At 36.3% G+C, this 17,694-nt stretch carries 15 protein-coding genes and 2 pseudogenes; 5 read left to right on the top strand and 12 right to left on the bottom strand.

Translation table 11 applies throughout. The annotated features are described in order from the left end of the window. A pseudogene (locus tag ACFINY_RS07485) lies at positions 1-338 on the bottom strand (autotransporter outer membrane beta-barrel domain-containing protein); the annotation flags it as partial. 370 nt (positions 339-708) lie between these two features. Here ACFINY_RS07485 and ACFINY_RS07490 point away from each other — a divergent pair. Further along, positions 709-852, top strand: coding sequence for a hypothetical protein (locus ACFINY_RS07490; RefSeq protein WP_375612281.1), 144 nt, complete (start codon positions 709-711; stop codon positions 850-852). Between the two features lies 1 nt (position 853). Here the strand turns inward: ACFINY_RS07490 and ACFINY_RS07495 are convergent, their stop codons facing one another. From ACFINY_RS07495 to ACFINY_RS07505, 3 genes are read right to left on the bottom strand one after another with little or no spacing between them, the layout of a single operon-like run. Continuing rightward, positions 854-1,825, bottom strand: coding sequence for a WD40 repeat domain-containing protein (locus ACFINY_RS07495; protein ID WP_375613645.1), 972 nt, complete (start codon positions 1,823-1,825; stop codon positions 854-856). Between the two features lie 10 nt (positions 1,826-1,835). After that, complete coding sequence (locus ACFINY_RS07500) at positions 1,836-2,858, bottom strand: CobW family GTP-binding protein (protein ID WP_375641016.1); 1,023 nt, start codon at positions 2,856-2,858, stop codon at positions 1,836-1,838. A gap of 21 nt (positions 2,859-2,879) precedes the next feature. After that, positions 2,880-3,623 (bottom strand): creatininase family protein, encoded by a 744-nt coding sequence (locus tag ACFINY_RS07505; RefSeq protein WP_375612284.1) that lies wholly within the window; start codon positions 3,621-3,623, stop codon positions 2,880-2,882. A 318-nt stretch (positions 3,624-3,941) separates the two neighbouring features. On the opposite strand from ACFINY_RS07505, the gene ACFINY_RS07510 reads away from it, so the two are divergent. Both ACFINY_RS07510 and ACFINY_RS07515 read left to right on the top strand, forming a co-directional pair. Continuing rightward, on the top strand, positions 3,942-4,100 hold the full coding sequence (locus tag ACFINY_RS07510) for a hypothetical protein (protein ID WP_375651323.1): 159 nt from the start codon (positions 3,942-3,944) through the stop codon (positions 4,098-4,100). A gap of 1,750 nt (positions 4,101-5,850) precedes the next feature. Then, positions 5,851-6,207, top strand: a complete 357-nt coding sequence (locus tag ACFINY_RS07515) for a hypothetical protein (protein WP_375612285.1) — start codon at positions 5,851-5,853, stop codon at positions 6,205-6,207. 811 nt (positions 6,208-7,018) lie between these two features. Here ACFINY_RS07515 and ACFINY_RS07520 read toward each other — a convergent pair. Then, positions 7,019-8,353, bottom strand: coding sequence for an NAD(P)H-dependent oxidoreductase (locus ACFINY_RS07520; protein ID WP_375612286.1), 1,335 nt, complete (start codon positions 8,351-8,353; stop codon positions 7,019-7,021). A gap of 163 nt (positions 8,354-8,516) precedes the next feature. Between ACFINY_RS07520 and ACFINY_RS07525 the strand changes: the two genes are divergently transcribed. Further along, entirely contained in the window at positions 8,517-8,996 is a 480-nt protein-coding gene (locus ACFINY_RS07525; RefSeq protein WP_375612287.1) for a MaoC family dehydratase, read from the top strand. 171 nt (positions 8,997-9,167) lie between these two features. Here ACFINY_RS07525 and ACFINY_RS07530 read toward each other — a convergent pair. The 4 genes and pseudogenes from ACFINY_RS07530 to ACFINY_RS07545 all read right to left on the bottom strand — a co-directional run. Next, positions 9,168-9,466: pseudogene (locus ACFINY_RS07530) on the bottom strand (integrase); the annotation flags it as partial. Between the two features lie 451 nt (positions 9,467-9,917). Further along, on the bottom strand, positions 9,918-10,577 hold the full coding sequence (locus ACFINY_RS07535; protein ID WP_375609233.1) for a methionine ABC transporter permease: 660 nt from the start codon (positions 10,575-10,577) through the stop codon (positions 9,918-9,920). Next, the gene (locus tag ACFINY_RS07540) at positions 10,570-11,604 is read right to left on the bottom strand and encodes a methionine ABC transporter ATP-binding protein (RefSeq protein WP_375612288.1); all 1,035 of its coding nucleotides are present in this window, start codon (positions 11,602-11,604) and stop codon (positions 10,570-10,572) included. The genes ACFINY_RS07535 and ACFINY_RS07540 overlap by 8 nt, the downstream gene beginning before the upstream one ends. A gap of 27 nt (positions 11,605-11,631) precedes the next feature. Then, positions 11,632-12,450, bottom strand: coding sequence for a MetQ/NlpA family ABC transporter substrate-binding protein (locus ACFINY_RS07545; RefSeq protein WP_375612289.1), 819 nt, complete (start codon positions 12,448-12,450; stop codon positions 11,632-11,634). A gap of 506 nt (positions 12,451-12,956) precedes the next feature. Between ACFINY_RS07545 and ACFINY_RS07550 the strand changes: the two genes are divergently transcribed. Next, positions 12,957-13,595, top strand: a complete 639-nt coding sequence (locus ACFINY_RS07550; RefSeq protein WP_375612290.1) for an SH3 domain-containing protein — start codon at positions 12,957-12,959, stop codon at positions 13,593-13,595. Positions 13,596-13,879: 284 nt separating this feature from the next. Here the strand turns inward: ACFINY_RS07550 and ACFINY_RS07555 are convergent, their stop codons facing one another. From ACFINY_RS07555 to ACFINY_RS07565, 3 genes are all read right to left on the bottom strand, one after another. Further along, entirely contained in the window at positions 13,880-14,911 is a 1,032-nt protein-coding gene (locus ACFINY_RS07555) for an aspartate-semialdehyde dehydrogenase (protein WP_375612291.1), read from the bottom strand. A 1,264-nt stretch (positions 14,912-16,175) separates the two neighbouring features. Continuing rightward, positions 16,176-16,556, bottom strand: a complete 381-nt coding sequence (locus ACFINY_RS07560; RefSeq protein ID WP_375612292.1) for a helix-turn-helix domain-containing protein — start codon at positions 16,554-16,556, stop codon at positions 16,176-16,178. A gap of 924 nt (positions 16,557-17,480) precedes the next feature. Further along, positions 17,481-17,687, bottom strand: coding sequence for a Trm112 family protein (locus tag ACFINY_RS07565; protein WP_273791466.1), 207 nt, complete (start codon positions 17,685-17,687; stop codon positions 17,481-17,483). Positions 17,688-17,694 lie beyond the last annotated feature (7 nt).

The following is a 17,694-nucleotide window of genomic DNA, read 5'->3' on the forward strand; positions in this document are numbered from 1 at the left end:
CCCCCATAAGCACGCAGAAAAAAGGCTGTCTTTTTATCATCTTTCCCAAAGGAATGAAAAGCATTCCGCATTGTCTCTAACGTCTTATTTTGCGTGGTCATATCCACTAAACCAGCATGCAATAAGGCATTTGGCAAAAGAAGATAAGTTGGAACCTGTGGAACAACAGCTCTAATTTGGAGATTAGACTGAACATCAAGCGGTATAGAGAGATTAGATGAAGGATCTAAAGGTTCAGAGGACTGAGAAGGCTTTGGTTCAACAGGGACAGAAGGAAGAACAACAGAATCTGTAGAAGAAGGTGATACCGGAACAGAGGGCGGTAATAGAAGTTCCATGAAATGATTATTAGATAGAATTTTCTAGGCAAGAAACTAAAGAGTGGAAGGCTGCTCGTAGGAAACTTTGCTCTTTGGAGGGGGAAATCAAAAAATTTTTTATTTAGGAAAATAGTGTTGAATTCCCTTCTTCTGATCGTAAGAATAAATCGTTGTTTCAATGATGATATCAGCTATTTTTTGCCGAATTTTTAAGAAAAATGCTTTTGTGGAAGTATGTAGCCTATATAGATGTTTATAGGGAGATGGGGGGCGGTCTTGAGAGTGATGTTTTTATTCTTGTATGGGGGTAGCAATGTTAAAAGGTCAAAAAACATGTTTAAGGTATTTTCTTGTCTAAAGGGGGGAGGAAAGGAAGAGGGAAGATTTAATGATTACGAAGATTTTAGGAGATTTTTGGGGGGAGATTAGGGAGATAGGATTTCTGAGAGCTCTGGAGATGCAAGGGGATAAGATTTCTGGAGGATTGTGTGGGCATTCTTTATCGGCGATGATTGCGCTTTTGGGTGCTTAATTTAATCAGTGATCTTGATTATACCACATTCACCATTTTCGCTACCGAAGGAGAGGTTTTGCCCTGCTTGATCCCAATTAAGTGCTGAGATAGCACTTTTCCCATAACCTTTTAGAAGGACTTCTTTTCCATCATGGAATTGTGCCGCTAAAATCATTCCATCATTGAAGCCTATTGCTACAATTTCTTTGTTTGGGTGGCATGAAACGGTGCTAACAAGTGCATTTGCTCGTGTGCCTAGTTCTAGAGGTGTTTTTCCCATGGGGCCATCTTTTGTATGAAAGGGCCAAACAATTGCGGCAGAGGCACCTGATGTTGCTAGCCATTTTCCTTTTGCGCTCCAAGACCAGCTTTTGACTTTGCTTGGATAGCCACTCATGCGGAGGTGCTGATTATCAGTGAGACGCCAGCCGTGTAAGGCGTTTTCTTGCATGGTGGAAATGACATAGCGGTTGTCTGGTGAAAAGGTGACACCACAATGAGCTCCTTTCCATACCAATGTGGTGGGAGATATTTGCGTTGATAACCAATGAAGAGTGACTCCATTGTAATGGGCAACGGCAAGTCGCAAACCTTTTGGGGCAAAAGCAAGGCCTTCTACACTGCGTTCATGTGTGAGCTTTTGTCGTTCTTTTCCAATATGCGCAAATGCGAGGCGTGAGGAGGAAAAAGCAAAAGCTTTTTGTGGACCAAAAGCAACGTTGTTTATCCATTTGCGTTCTTTTTGGCTTAACACTTCCGTGTGATCTGCTGCGGTTGTTTGACAGACTTTTCCATCTTCTCCACCGGTGATGATCGCGGTATTGTCATGGGAAAAATGGCTTGAAATTATTCCTTGGTGCACTTCAACGATTTGTGGGGTTGGATTAAAAAAAACAATGAGACCTTCTACGGAAACAAAGGCTGGTTTATTGCCTATAAAACCGCAGGAAAGGCAGTAACTTTTGAGATCATAATGGGTAATGTTTGGCATTATCACTCACTTATGCGCAATTTTCAAAACCAGTTTTTAATTTTTCAGCATCAAGAGAGCGTCCTATAAAGACAAGGCGGCTTTCTCGTTTTTCATCTTCACGCCATGGGCGTTGATGTTGTCCTTCAAGAAGCATATGTATCCCTTGAATGACGTAACGATCATCGTCTCCTTGAAAGGCGATAATGCCTTTAAGACGCAAGATATCAGGTCCTTGTTGCTGTGTAACCTGCTGGATCCAAGGGAAAAACTTTTCTGGTTGCAGAGCATCTGTTTTTAAACTTACAGAAGTGATGGTAATATCATGAATGGTGGATGCGTGATGATGGTCATGATCATGATTACAATCGGGACCACATACATGATCTGCGTGATGATGGTCAAGAAAATGGGGATCATTATCTAAAGTGCGTTGGAGATCAAAGGAACTACGATCGAGGAGTTTATCAACAGGGATGTTAACGCGCTCTGTTGCGTAAATTATGGCTCTGGGATTAATGGCCAGAATAAGGGATTCAGCATGGCTGCGTTCTTGTTGGGTGACAAGATCAATCTTATTTAAAAGAATAATATCCGCGAAGGCAATTTGGTCTTCAGCTTCACGACTTGTTTTTAATTGAGAGGGAAAATGCTTTGCATCAACGACTGCTATGACACTGTCGAGAGCTGTTTTTTCATGGATAGTATCATCCATGAAAAAAGTCTGTGCTACGGGAACGGGATCAGCAAGCCCTGTCGTTTCTATAATGATCGCATCAAATCGATGAGAACGTTGCATCAGGCTTTCTAAAATGCGAATGAGATCACCACGTACGGTGCAGCAAACACAGCCATTATTCATTTCATAAATTTCTTCGTCTGATTCAATAATCAGGTCATTATCAATACCAATTTCACCAAATTCATTGACAATGACGGCATAACGTTTGCCATGATTTTCACTGAGAATGCGGTTGAGAAGGGTGGTTTTTCCAGCACCAAGATAGCCTGTGAGAACCGTAACGGGAAGTTTTTTGGGGTGTATCATTTCCATGGAGAGACCTTTTATTGTTCTTTATTGCCATGTGTTTATGTTAAATCGATTGATATCATCAAGTAAATCACGAAGCTGAGACAGAACATGAGAAAAGATTGCTTCACCGGCTTGTGGTGTTGCTTTGCTTGCATTTCCTGCCGCACCTTGCGTATTTAGATCTTTCATTGTCCAACCAAAGGCATGAGGACCATAAGCACGTAAATACCGATAATTGGCAATCATATCCGCTTGTTTATTATGAAAATTTTCTGCCTTTTCCATATGGACTTTTTCTGGTGCTAAATAGAGCATGAGAGAGGTTTCGATAAAGCCTCCATGGATATCAAGATGTTGTTGAGATGGCTCCATGAGACCTTGTGGTAAACCAAAACGGCTCCAGCTTGTTGCTACAGCGAGCATCGAAAGGCGCCTTCGTAATTCGGTGATAACGATGCTCATTAAAGGTGAATTTCCTCCGTGAGCATTGAGAAGAAGAAGACGGTTGATCCCTTTGTGATAACAGTTTTCACCAATCTTTATCCATCGCTTAATCGCATCAGAAAAGGTAAGGGTTTGTGTACCTGTAACATCCATATGTTCTATAGAATAGCCAATCTTTTCAACCGGTAAAAGTGCGATATGAAACTGCTCTTTTGTTTGTAAAGTGAGGGCTTTTGCAAAAGCTTCAGCAATAATCCAGTCGGTTTCGAAAGGAAGGTGCTCTCCGTGATATTCATGTGCACCCAAAGGTAAAAGAGCGAGAAAAGGTGGGTTAGATACCATAAATTAATGCCCAAAAGAGAAGTCAAAAGAGACAAAGTGATCAAAGGTGCTGTCACTATTTAATCTATCTATAAGAGAAACGCAAATAGGCATCTTTTTACATCACATATGGATGCATAAAAATGAGAGCTTTGTTAAAAATAGAGAAGCTTTTATTGAGCAAAGCCACCGCAATTTTTCTGTAATATTAGGCAATCTTTCTCAAGATAGTTGTCTTTTATAAGTATTTCTGATTTATATTCTCATTTTTAATAAGTATATATTAAATATATAATTTTTTCTGTAAATTACATATTATTCTTTTATTATGGAGAGAGGATGATCAAAGTATTTCTACTATTGCAATATTACAGACTTTTGTTGCAATCAGGAACTCTATTCAATTATCTGTATATTACAAAAGAATGGAAATATTTGTTGATTGATTTTACTTTGGATAGTGTCTTAACAGATTTTAGTGTTCATGAGAAAAAATAAATATAAAGGGAAGAATTCACTAAGATGAATTTGTAATCTCATAGAGCAGTTTATAAGATGATTCAGTAAGAAACACCGTTGGATACAAGAAACACCGTTGGATACATAATAAACAGAACGCCATTGTGTTGCACATTGACGCTTTTGTTTTAAAGAAACATTTCTCAAGGTATCCAAGCCTATTTTGCAACGGCGCCCGTGAATAGTATAACGGTAAAGTTTTATAATATAAAATCTATTGTTTTCCACCATATTTACACTTTTAAAGTAAAAATGGGCACCATCATTCACTTTGCTAGTTTTCAATACTGTGTTAACAGCGCTTGTTAGTTAAAATACCTCATAAGTGATATTTTCCTTTCTTCAAGTGTGTTTACACACACACACCGATCTCGTTTGTGATTTGCAAGTGAAGAATTTTGATTGATTCAATATAAACAGAGTTAAAATTAAGAGAGTTTTATAATCGTCAGCTTTCTCATTCAACAGGCAAAACAATAAATTATTATTATAGATTAATATTTTGCGATTAAAGTGATCGGTTGATGAATTTATCATTCAATATCAGTTTTCATGGCGTTATTTTTTCAATGCGCTACTTAAGTTGGTATTTTAAAAATGCAATTTTTTAGTAAGTTTCTCTACTCCTTTTCTTTCAAGCATTTGATTAATTCTTTATTATTATTCATTTTTCACAAATAGCAGACAGTTATGTGAATATTGCCAAAACTTTATTTCAAAGAGAATTATTTTTTACTAATACAGAGTAAATATAAATAAGGCTGCGCTCTACAATATTGACGAAAAATATGGAATAACTTTTATGAAAATTAAGCAAGAAAGTTTTTTCAGTATTTTGGGGATCATCTCATTTTTCATGACTCTCTTTTTATCTGGTTTTAGGTAGTTTGTTGGTGTTCTAGTATTGCTTATAATTTTTTTGTAAATCTGATAGATTTACTTATTTTATGCGTTTGTTTTATTAGGTTTGAAAGTCAATATTTTGTGTTCTTTATGCTGTATGGGATAAAGGGGGCTGAATTACCTTTTTTAAGATGCTATGCAGTATTTTTTCTTTTTATATATCAGTAAAAGTTGAGAATCATTTTATTAACGTCTCTTCCATTTGAAGATAGAGATCTTAATTGTTTTTTTACACTTTATACCTGTTTTATAGAAAAATAGTACACTATTTAAATTTGTTTTATTAGGATAGATTTGTTTTAGATCAAGTTTTTATTTGATACCAATTTTATTTTTCAATATTACTGATGAGTGATATAATAAAAATCCATTAAGTGCTATTTCATTTTTATATTTATTGAAATAATAGACAATCATATATCATTATATTGGCAGTTTTAAATTTTATAGTTCTTTAAAATTAATTACATTTTAAATTATTTATAAAAGCTCTATTATATAATTTTTTAAATGAATTTGTTTCGTAATATTTCTTATAATAAGAAATTTAATAAATTATTATTATTTTTAATTATAGCAATAAAAATGACAAAATATTACTGTTGGTATCTTGAGTTATTATGGCGTAAAAGGAATAAATTATTTTTATCATTTATTGTTTTTTATCTTTACATGTAATACATAATGTGTTATATTATAATAACAAAATTACATATAATATTTTATTATGTGCAATTATATAAATGATTAAATATAATTTTTGGTTTTTATATATGTGAATATTCTTTCATTTTTTCAGTGAAGAAAAAGAGGAGCAAAGAAAGCTATGTTTAAAATATTTAAAAATCGTGTATGTTCATTTACTTTTACACTATTTATTCTTTTTTTTATACAAACTATAGAGGGAAATGCAAGTTTTGTAAAAAATAAAGTTCAAGAGAGAATGGCAATTACTATTCCTACACTAGAAAAAAATGTAGCTATTAAAGCTGTGGATAGAGTTGTTATTCAAGGCGTTGAGGAACAAGATGTTATTGCGTTAGGGAAACCTGAAAAAGCTGCTGCCTTTTCAGGTTCAGCCTTTTGGGGGGGAATAAGTATTTTATCACTTCTTGCTTCTTTATGTATTGGGGATGTATTAGGTACTGTTGTAACTCTTTTTGCAATATTTAGTACACTTTAGTAGGAAGCTCATCGACAGAGTCGAGGATTTTTTTGTTCACTTCATTATTTTTAAAAAATAAATATTTTATTATTTATACTATACTAGATAATAAAATCACTAATCTTAATACTAAATGTAGCTTTTATTAACATTATTAAAGTTCAAGATCCTACATTTATGTTGTTTTTTACAAATTAGCGTAACCTGATTTTTTTTTTACAGTTTATGATTATTTTCTAGTAATAAGGCTAGTATACTTACTATCTTTATCAGTCTTTTAATATTGTCTACCTTTTCTCATATGAAGATTATTCGTCAAAGGTATATTTTATCCTTTTTAAATTTTTTTATCTTTCATAAGGGGATAAAATAAAAAATATCCCTATATCCATGGCTCTCATGCAATAAGAAAAATGAGAAATTATTATTTATCATTTTAAATTTGTTTATGTTAAATCCATCAGAAGTATTTTTTACGTATAACAAGTTGCGTTCGTGTATGGATAAAATTATTAAAAAAAAGACTAAAAATTCTTCTCATTAATTATCTCTAAGGTTCAAGGACTGTTGTAGTATTGGAAAATAAATGATGGTGCTGGTTTGTATCTTCATAGAGTAAAGATAGTGATACACAATGAATCTTATGCCATCTCATGGGGTGGTTTATACTGTCGCATTTACGGGACATATTGTGAGAGGGAAGTGGTGATGTGCATCGTTGGAAAATGCTTTTATTAAAACATAAACCTGTATTTGCGATAGAAGTGTATTCTGGGTTATTCTGTTGCCTAAGGGAAGGATACTGTTAAGTAAGGTAATTCAGGAGTATTTATAGCTTAGCGGAAGAAGGGTAATGAAGTAAAAGGTCTTGTTTAGCACGAAGACGTGCAATCCATTGATCTTCACGAATAGCAGTATTATGTACTGTAATGAGTTCGTTTTTTTTAATTGTAGCTGTTACTGTTGCTTTTTCTAAAAGGCCACAAGGAATGGCGTGGTGAGCGCGTGCTTCTGCGATGTTCATTATCCAAGCACGATAAGTATAAAGACCGATAAAGTCTAGCTGATCACCTGGATGTAAATCTTTTTTAGCAACAGCACAGACTTCTACTACGGGATGGCTAAGAGGAACCATATCTTTTTTGCCATAAAGCATAATACGTGCGCAGGTGAGGGGAACTTCCATTGCTGTTAAATGATAGGGGCGATGAAAGGTGAAGTAAGGCCCCTGACCAATTTTTAAATCTTCCATACGTTCGCGTAAACGCGGGTGTGCTATTTCGGCAATGACAAAGACACCAGGTGAAACACCTGGACCTATTGAATAATCTACAACACCATATTGTTGTAAAATGCCCCCATCTTGTTTTGGAATAAGCACTTTGTTTAAATCTTGTAGCGCTGCTCGTGGTCCATGCATTCCTGGGCAATCGGGGAGAAGTCCGGTGGCATTGGCAATGGCTGCCATTTCAACCATCGTTTTGGAACCATCAATAAATTCAACCAACATGCGCACATTCATATTACGCCGGAATGCTTCTTCTTCGTAAGCGTCAGGTGTAGCATCAAAGCGCAGAGGATTATTTTTTCCTTTACCCGCTGCAACAATCTTATGTCCAAGGGCTGAAACAAATTCTATGAGTTCCATACAAGAAGTAGGTTCATCGCCGGCACCAAGTGTATAAATGAGCCCTCGTTTTTCTGCTTCATGTTTGAGATAAGCGCCAATTGTAACATCTGCTTCAACATTCATCATGACAAGATGTTTGTTATTCTCAAGCGCTTTGATACCAATCTCTGCTCCTGCTTCGGGATAGCCTGTTGCATCAACGATAATATCAATTTGTTCATGGCGCAAAACAAGGTTAATATCATCTGTTGCTGCAATCAAACCCTTTTCAATGCTTTGGGTGAGAGCATAAGTATTTTCAACTTCACAGACATGTCCATCTTCGCCATAGGCTAGTGTAGCGGCATCAAAAATACGTGACGGTGTCCTCGTGGCTACAGCAGCGACTGTTATACCATCCATATGCGCAATACTTGATAATAAATCTGTGCCCATTTCACCACAACCAATCAGTCCAATACGGATAGGGGGATGGTTTTCTGCACGTTGTTTCAAATCATGCGCTAAACCTGTTAGGTTCACATTGCTTGCCATTCTTTTTTCCTATTTGAAAACTACTCTGCTAAAGAACTTTTCTCATTCATAAGGTGCATTTGTTTTTAAGACAATTAATCTTTTATTCTTGATGCTCTAATCAATGGATTTTATAAAAGCAAGAGGGGTGGTTTCTTTTATCAAATAAAATAGGAATAGCGTTATGCAGCAAAAAATAACAGTACAAGATGTCACCAGTTTTATTGGGAAAGAAGTGGGATTATCGGAGTGGCGTCTTGTTACACAGGATATGATTAATCAGTTTGCATGTGCTACAGATGATCATCAATGGATACACGTTGATGAGGAAAAGGCTAAAAAGACACCTTTTGGCGGCACGATTGCTCATGGTTTTTTAACATTATCGCTTTTGTCTACGCTCGCTTATGAAGCTCTTCCAGAGTTAGAAGGGAGCACAATGGGGATTAATTATGGTTTCGATAAAGTACGCTTCATGAGTCCTGTGAAAACAGGGGTACGGATACGTGCGCGTTTTGTGTTAGACGACGCAGAAATTCGTCCTTCTGGTCGAGTGGTTTTCCATTATGGGGTTACGGTGGAAATTGAAAAGTTAAAAAAACCAGCTCTTACAGCTCAATGGCTTATTGTTGCTGTTGTGGAAGAAAAACCTTCCAATATCTAGATTATTTGAGTGCTTTATTTTATAAAATTTTTATACAATTCTATTAGAAGTTTCTTCAATGATGATATTGAGAATAATCTATAGGATAATAGATATGGTGGAGCTATCATAGCGTTGATAGCCATAGCAGGTTGCTATCTTTCCTAGATCGTTTTGAAGAGGAGTTTCCTAATGAAGATAGTGCATTGCTTCACGCTTTTGTTTATAGCGTTCTTTAATGGGATCATACCCATCACGTAAAACAGAACGCTTCAAATGGAATATACTTGCGTTGCCAATTCACGGGTTTATTTTAAAGCAACATCTCTCAACGTTCGTTACGCCCATTTCGCAATGGCGCCTGTGAATAGTATAACGATAAAGCCATTGAGCACCCCTATCTTTATGCTTGTGAAGAAGAAAGCTGGCACCATCATATTATATGCTAGCCGCCAATGTTAAGACAGGTCTTGGCGCTTGAGATAATTCATAAGAGGCATGCCTTTCTTTCTTGTATAGTTTTACTCACACGGCTCTTCCTGCTTGTAACGTGTAAGCGAGAGGTTTTGGTTGATTCTATATGGAACAAATTGGGAATGAGAGGATCTTACGGTATTCAGAGTTCTCGTTCAATATGAATAACGCCATATTATCATTATAAATTCAATGTGTTATCTACGGTTTGGAAAGGTCGTGACCAATGTCTTAATTTAAAGAGAGTCTCACATACTGTGAGATCTCTTATTTTATCCCCTTTTATATTCTTTTATATTAAAGCCATTAAAACTATTTTCTTTCATGTTACAAACGGATGGGGAGAGATAAAAACTGTTTAAGAAAAAAGTTTCTAATCTCTTATGAGTGTTTTCGATAGGCAAGGGTTGGTGCACTTGGAAAGTGGCAAAGGGGATGATGGTATTGGCATGTGAAATTCTAAGTCTTTTAATGTTTTGTTTTATCAAGTTTTTGTACGATTTTATCAGAAGTCCATTGGGTTGTAATATTAAGCACGATCAAAAGGATGATGACGATGGTCATGATGAAGGTATTGTAGCGTTGGTAGCCATAGCGGATTGCCATATCCCCTAAACCGCCTCCACCAAGATATCCAGCAAGTGAGGTGGCTCCTATAAGAGAAATGACCATGACTGTAAAACCTGTAATCAGGCTAGGGAGAGCTTCAGGAATAAGAACATGTCTGATAATTTGAAGACGACTTGCACCCATCGAGCGGATCGCTTCAATGAGACCGTTTTCAACGGTTTTAAAAGAGAGTTCCGCCATGCGTGCATAAAAAGGGATAGCTGAAATGGTCAGTATAAAAATTACAGCAGGCATTCCTATCCCTCTTCCTACAACGATACGCGTAACGGGAAGAAGATAAAATGCAAGAATGATAAAGGGAATGGCACGAATACTGTCAATGATCATGCTTAAAGGGCGATTGATGAGAGATGAGGAAAAAATCCCTCCGCGTGCTGTTGTGTGAAGAAGAAGACCAAGGGGAAGCCCTATAATAAATGCCATAACAGAAGCACTAAGTGTCATCAATATTGTATCAATAACAGCTTGGGGAAGTTCATGAGACAGAACATTAAACATAGCCTAAGACCTCACAATATCGTCCTTTTTTCGTTAACCATTGAACAGCTTTTTCTAAAGCTTCTTTATCTTCTCCAGGAAGAGCCAAGAAGAGTCTCCCGATGGTTTCATCTTGAACTGTATCAATGCCACCATGCAAAATACGTGCTTTTAAACCACTCTCATTTTCTAGAAGATGAAGAAAAGGCTGCTGGGCAATTTCACCGGCAATATTAATTTCAATGACAGCTTCTCGTCCGATTGGTTTGAGATTTTTCGCAAATTTTTCAGGAAGTTGCGGGGTTACAAGCTTGAGCATGGCTATGGTTGTATCGTCTTGCGGTGATGTAAAGATGTCTTTCACACGTCCTTCTTCTACAATATTCCCCTGATTAAGAACAACAACGCGATGCGCTATGGTGCGCACAACTTCCATTTCATGGGTGATGAGCACAATCGTGAGATTGAGGTGTTTATTAATATCAGCAAGGAGCTCTAGAATAGATTGTGTTGTTTCAGGGTCAAGAGCAGAGGTGGCTTCATCTGATAACAATATTTTAGGATTAGCAGCAAGAGCGCGTGCAATGCCAACGCGTTGTTTTTGTCCCCCGGACAATTGTGCTGGATAGCAATATTCTTTCCCAGATAACCCAACCAATTCAATCAGTTCAAGGGCACGTTTGTGGCGTTGTTTTTTACTTACACCACTTAATTTAAGTGGCAATGCAATGTTATCAAGAATATTTTGCGATGAGAGAAGATTGAAATGTTGAAAAATCATCCCAATTCGTTGACGGTAAGGCGCCCATTCTATCTCTGATAGATTAGAAATATCAACACCTTCAAAAAAAATGGACCCTGCATCAATCTTCTCTAACCCATTTAAACAGCGAATAAGTGTTGATTTTCCTGCTCCACTGCGCCCAATAATGCCAAGGATTTCACCAGCATGGATATTTAAAGAGAGATTATTAATCACCGGAACACCAGCCGTTTTGTTAAAACAACGGCTGATGTTTTTTAAGGAGATAAGAGTAGGTTTTTCCATTCACAATTACTCGGATATTTGGCACAATTACCAAGATGTTTGGGCGGTATTGCCAAAAATCTCTTTGATTTTTGCACGGATAAGATCGTTGTTGTAAGCGGCAACTAATTTTTTAACCCATGGTTCATCTTTTTCGCTCGTGCGTACAACGATGATATTATCATAAGGATTATTTTTTGCGCTCTCCCATGCGACTACATCTTTTTCGAAGTTTAATCCGGAAACAATAGCCCAGTTTGTGTTTATAATTGCAAGATCAAAATCGTCAATAGCTCGTCCTAACATACCGGCATCGAGTTCACGAATTTGCAGGTTTTTAGGATTTTCGATAATATCAAGTGGAGATGCAAGAATATTATGAGGATCTTTTAACTTAATGAGACCTAAAGAATTAAGAAGAAGTAAGGCTCTTCCACCATTAGATGGGTCGTTCGGAATACCAACATGTGCACCATCACGAAGATCTTTTAAGTCTTTTATTTTGTGTGAGTAAACACCGATTGGAGCAATAAATGTATAGCCGACAATTGAAAGTTTATAGCCACGTTGTTTCATTTGTTCATTAAGATAAGGGGCGTGCTGAAAAGCATTCGCATCGATCTCTCCTGCGTTAACAGCATCATTAGGCAAAGCGTAATCAGAAAAATAAACGAGTTCAATATCTAAACCGGCTTTTTTAGCCTGTTCAGCAGCAGTTTTCCAAATAATAGCATCCCGCCCTTCCATAATACCAAGTTTGATTTTTGATTTATCTGCGGCCATGGAAAAAGCAGTAGACAAAAAAAGTGCAAAGAGAGAGAGGAATAATCCTATAATCCGACTACGAGAAAAAATTTTTAATGTCATATGCTTTTAACTTTCTTTTTCGAGAAATTTTTTGAGGGAAGTTTCAATATACTCTGTATTTTTTAGGCAGATTTAAAGTTATACAAGCTTTAGAGAATATTCAATCACTTTTATTTTTAAAAGAGTATTATTTTTCCTTCTATTTTAGTTGTTTTGGGGGCTGATCATCATTTGTTCATAGAAATTCTCTGAAATTCAAATAATTAATTCTTTTATTGCAATCATTTGTTGAGGGAACCAATGCCCCTTTAAAAACTTCTGTAAGGGACAATTGGTTGAAGAACCGGACAATCAGATGATGCTTTAGCCGTAAATTCATGAAGAACATACTGTGCAATCAAGATCAAAAGGCCGTGTTCGTGTAGGCGATAAAGAGAAATTTTGTTGCAATGTTGTGGGTTTTTGGGGGGGGGAATAAAGGTTGCTGATCATTGGATTTAAACGCGGCAAATTTTTGCAAAGGCGAATTTTTGCCCTTCATACGTTTTAAGAGAGGAAGAAAAATAATGTTAAGAAAGAAATTTTTATCAACAATGATGACTTTATGGGCTTTAGGAGCGTCAGGGGTGGCTGTGACTGCTTTTCACGCACAAGCTGGAACCATTACAGGAACAGTTGCTCGTGTTGCATCAGGTCAGGTATCTTTACGCACAGGCCCTGCGACAGCTTATAAAGTTATCGCAATGGTTCCAATGGGAGCAAAAGTGCAAATTTATGGCTGCCTATCCAATAAAACTTGGTGTTCTCTTGGTTATCATGGAAAAGTTGGTTGGGCATCTGCACGTTACGTCAATGTTAACAATGTTCCTACCATTGCTTTTAAAAAGATGCCAGCAAAATCAAAATCCATGGAAAAATCGCCAAAAGAAAAAGTAAAACAGGCTGTTTCCGACTTTAAAGCTCTTCCGGCGATTCAAAAAACACGGAAAAATATGCAAAAACTATACAGAACAGATATGATTATCGATTCTACAGGTGTTAAAAAAAGAGATGAACGAACAATTTTAAATCCGTCGCAAAAAGCACAAGGCGTTTCTGTAAAGCACGTGAGTGCTTATAATCCCTCCTTTCCTGATAATGTCAATTACAAAAATTTTGAACGTAATGAAACGCGTTACCGTGTCGTGACTTATCCTGCTCGATAAGGGTAAAGTTAATTTTACAACCGGAATGACAAAAAGGATCAGCAGCATGAAGCAAACAATGCTTATGCTGCTGATCCTATTGTACCGTAAAATGTCATTAAGGCGGCAATGCTTAACTTAAGGTGGCGAGGCATTCAAGGATATTCCGAGTCAAATTTGACAATACCTTGGATTACAGTTCTTTAGGATGGTGATATGAACCTTCAGCTGGGGAAGGTTATACTGAAGAGAAGCCGGACTTTTGACAGACCGGCTAGGGGTTCTTTGTCCTTTCGGACAGGGCGTTAATTTGCGGACTTAGGCTTTATCAAATTACGAAAAATGAGCAATTCAGCAATTTGAACGGCATTCAATGCTGCTCCTTTTCTTAAATTATCGGCGACAACCCAGAAAGCTAAACCATTTTCAACGGTGATATCTTCACGAACACGGCTAATAAAGGTATCATCTTCTCCGGTACCTTCATAAGGTGTGGTATAACCACCATCTTCGTGTTTATCGATAAGCTGACAGCCTGGTGCATCGCGGAGGAGCGCTTGTGCTTCAGATGCGCTTAGTGGTTTTTCAAATTCAACATGGACGGCTTCGGCATGACCGATAAAGACAGGGACCCGAACAGCAGTGGCTGTTAATTTAATTTTCGGATCGAGAATTTTCTTCGTCTCAACCATCATTTTCCATTCTTCTTTTGTATAACCATCTTCCATGAAAACATCGATATGAGGAATGACATTAAAGGCAATGCGTTTAGTGAATTTTTTTGATGTAATTGGGTCTGCAACAAAAACTGCACGTGATTGTTCGAAAAGTTCGTCCATTCCTTCTTTACCAGCTCCAGAAACAGACTGATATGTAGAGACAACAACACGTTTAATGATTGCAGCATCATGGAGAGGTTTTAAAGCTAAGACCAGTTGAATTGTTGAACAATTAGGATTTGCTATAATATTACGCTTAGAAAAGGCATTTATAGCTTCGCCATTGACTTCAGGGACTATCAACGGAACATTGGCATCATAGCGCCACGTGGAGGAATTATCGATGACGACACAGCCGGCAGCAGCAATTTTAGGGGCGTATTCTTTGGAAATGCTCCCTCCCGCAGACATAAGACAAAAATCTGTGTCAGAAAAATCGTAAGTATCCAGTGCTTTTACTTTTAAAGTTTTATCTCCATAAGAAACTTCTTGTCCTAATGAGCGTCGTGATGCTAGAGGGACGATTTCATGTGCAGGAAAACCACGTTCTTCTAAAATTGTAAGCATTTCACGACCAACATTTCCGGTTGCGCCGACAATTGCAACTTTATAACTCATTTTCTATATACTCCTCATGTCTCTCCACGTTTATTCCCCGTGCTATACTCAGGAGAGAGTGAGTTGGTCAAGGAACATCATTAAATTATATTTTTGATTTTCAACAACTCAATTTTGTGCACACCAATCATCATCATTAGCACAATAAATTGTTTTATTTCAAATAATACGTCTCTTTTAATCTTTCAGAATTGAAAAAATTGAATATTTTACGCTAAGCTATTATCTCTTTAGAAAACACTTTAATTAAGTGAATTCCTTATCTTCTGTCAATGTGTACCTTCACACTTTTGAATTTTTTAAAGATGGTATTACGTATCGCGTTGGTGGAATCTTTTTATACTTTATCTGTTAATTGTTGAATTATTTGATTTTCTCCCTATGCCTTTAAAAGCGAAGCTTCCTATTACAGTCTGTAAACTGCTAGATTCTAGCGGCTTCTCATTTTTCACTTAAACTAAAGGCTCAACAAGCAGGCCTAAAAATATTTAAAAAGATATTGGGCATCTAAAAAACATTTGAATGTTTCAAGGAGGTATGCGTGCTTCATATCCTCATACCTTAAATGATAGAATTTATGGCACAACAGGATAAACTTAAGTATCCATATATAGATAAATTCTTATGAAAGTTATACATATAGTTTTTCGTGTCTATTTTTAATTTATATTTCTTATTTTTACTTTAATCCTGTTATGCTATAAAATATCATTATTTGTAGTATGATGGTATATGATCTTTAAGCTTTCTCGATATATTTAAGTGTTTTTTAGTGTGTGGGAATATTCTTAGGCTTGTTTGGCAAGCCTTTTTTAAGTGACTTATATGAGTGGAAAGTCAGCCGTTGAACACTCCCATATTTACGTTTAATAAAAGAGCAAGTTAGCACCATCATCCATTTTTTCAGCACACAATGTCGTTACAGCTCTTGGTATGTGAGACGATTCAATAAGAGGTATGCCTTTTTGTACATTTTTACTCACACGCCAACTTTGCTTGTGTTGTGCAAACAAGAGATTTTGATTGATTCAATATAGAACACGTTTGAAATGAAAGAATTTTACGATATTCGAAACACTTATTCAATATCAATAACGTTAGATTATCATTATAAATCAATGCACTATTTCTAAGTTAAACTCGTTAGAATTCGGATTATTTACAAATCAGATTAGATTAAGCATTTTCATTCTCATGAAGTGTGGGGAGACAGTCACAATTCTTGTCAATATTATTAAGGACTTTGATTATCTTTGCAATGAACTTATGAAAATAAGGGGTTATTTTTTTCATCAGAAATCAACTGCAAAATTGCTCTTTGTTTTTTGCGGGTCAGTATTCTGAAATTTTTTAAAAGTAAATATTCTGCTTTGCTTGCTATTCTGTCATCACAATGATAGAGGTTCTCTTCTTTTTTTGCGCCATCAGCATAAAAGAAGGAAACGGGAACATCTAATATATGAGCAATTTCCTGTAAACGTCTTGCACTTACGCGATTTAAGCCTTTTTCATACTTTTGGATTTGTTGGAATGTTACGCCTAAATGACTTCCTAATTGTTTTTGAGAAAACCCCATGACGTTTCTTCTGAAGCGAATTTTTTTGCCTAAAGAAATATCGTAAAAATGTAGATTTTTGGCTTTCACTTGATGTCCCCACCGGTTGCGAGCGCCCTCGCATTAGTATTCCGGGGTCTGGAAGTGCTGACTCAAAACAGCCCCTTGCTTTTAGTGCTGAAAGCACTTGGACATAACAAGAGCCCCCGGAAATTCCGGGATATCCGCAAAAGCGGTTTTATTTCTAGTTTGAGTTTTTCGGGCTTCCAGACCCTATTTGATTGTCGCGTATACAACCAAAAACACAAGCCTCCTTCATAAGGCAATTACTTTCAATCGTCAATTGAAATTACAACAGTGTTTCTTGTTTGTTTTTTCAAGTTTTCATGTAATTAATGCGTATATTATACATAAAAAATATTGCTTGAGATACTTTAGATACTTGTAAAAATTGTAAAGCGAAATTAAAGGGTGATGGTAAGGTAATGGGGTGATTTTCTCCTTTACGATTTTATGTTTTTTCCCAAAAATTAGGTTGCTTCTCCGTTTCAAAGATTACGCAAACAGATAAATATTCTTGTCCCGATATGGTATACATAAGATGATATAACTTGTCGTTTTTATTCATCTTAAATCGAGGTATCTCAAATATGTTGTTCGTAAATAGTATAAATTAAAGTCCATGAAATATAACAATCTTTATGTTTAATATAATAAATTTCATTTACCTGAGTTGGTTAAAAATGTTATTATAATTCTTGCTTTTAAGAAGTTCATAAGAGCCATTTTTATTCAGATGCTTGTGTGGTGCAAGCGAATGGTTTTGATTGCTTCAGTATGAACAGGCTGGAATGAGAGAATCTGATGATATTTTTGGCTTTTGTTACAAGGTGTAAAGCGATATAAATATCTTCATTGTAAATCTCTTTTTTCAGAAATCGTAAATATTGAGATATCATATTGATAGAGACTTGATAACAGTGGGCTTGTAGAGGGAAATTGCATGAGGATTTTTTATTTTTTATGCGTTATTTCTTCATTGTTTTGCAAAGGGCGCGCTTCTGAGGCAAGCATAATGGGAACGCCATCACGAATAGGGTAGGCAAGTTTGGCTTTGAGAGAAATGAGCTCTTGTGTTTTTCGGTTGAAAGAGAGAGTACCTTTCGTCATTGGGCAGACGAGCAATTCGAGCATTTTGGGATCTGTGGTCATTTTTTTCATGTTTGGA

It is taken from the genome of Bartonella sp. AA23NXGY (assembly GCF_042197165.1).
Classification (GTDB): Bacteria; Pseudomonadota; Alphaproteobacteria; order Rhizobiales; family Rhizobiaceae; genus Bartonella.

Bases quoted from the DNA above. Each gene is read 5' to 3' on its own strand.
- ACFINY_RS07545 (WP_375612289.1), bottom strand. From the start codon at position 12,450: ATGACATTAAAAATTTTTTCTCGTAGTCGGATTATAGGATTATTCCTC.
- ACFINY_RS07555 (WP_375612291.1), bottom strand. From the start codon at position 14,911: ATGAGTTATAAAGTTGCAATTGTCGGCGCAACCGGAAATGTTGGTCGT.
- ACFINY_RS07525 (WP_375612287.1), top strand. From the start codon at position 8,517: ATGCAGCAAAAAATAACAGTACAAGATGTCACCAGTTTTATTGGGAAA.
- ACFINY_RS07515 (WP_375612285.1), top strand. From the start codon at position 5,851: ATGTTTAAAATATTTAAAAATCGTGTATGTTCATTTACTTTTACACTA.
- ACFINY_RS07520 (WP_375612286.1), bottom strand. From the start codon at position 8,353: ATGGCAAGCAATGTGAACCTAACAGGTTTAGCGCATGATTTGAAACAA.
- ACFINY_RS07505 (WP_375612284.1), bottom strand. From the start codon at position 3,623: ATGGTATCTAACCCACCTTTTCTCGCTCTTTTACCTTTGGGTGCACAT.
- ACFINY_RS07495 (WP_375613645.1), bottom strand. From the start codon at position 1,825: ATGCCAAACATTACCCATTATGATCTCAAAAGTTACTGCCTTTCCTGC.
- ACFINY_RS07535 (WP_375609233.1), bottom strand. From the start codon at position 10,577: ATGTTTAATGTTCTGTCTCATGAACTTCCCCAAGCTGTTATTGATACA.
- ACFINY_RS07540 (WP_375612288.1), bottom strand. From the start codon at position 11,604: ATGGAAAAACCTACTCTTATCTCCTTAAAAAACATCAGCCGTTGTTTT.
- ACFINY_RS07565 (WP_273791466.1), bottom strand. From the start codon at position 17,687: ATGAAAAAAATGACCACAGATCCCAAAATGCTCGAATTGCTCGTCTGC.
- ACFINY_RS07510 (WP_375651323.1), top strand. From the start codon at position 3,942: ATGATCAAAGTATTTCTACTATTGCAATATTACAGACTTTTGTTGCAA.
- ACFINY_RS07500 (WP_375641016.1), bottom strand. From the start codon at position 2,858: ATGGAAATGATACACCCCAAAAAACTTCCCGTTACGGTTCTCACAGGC.
- ACFINY_RS07490 (WP_375612281.1), top strand. From the start codon at position 709: ATGATTACGAAGATTTTAGGAGATTTTTGGGGGGAGATTAGGGAGATA.
- ACFINY_RS07550 (WP_375612290.1), top strand. From the start codon at position 12,957: ATGTTAAGAAAGAAATTTTTATCAACAATGATGACTTTATGGGCTTTA.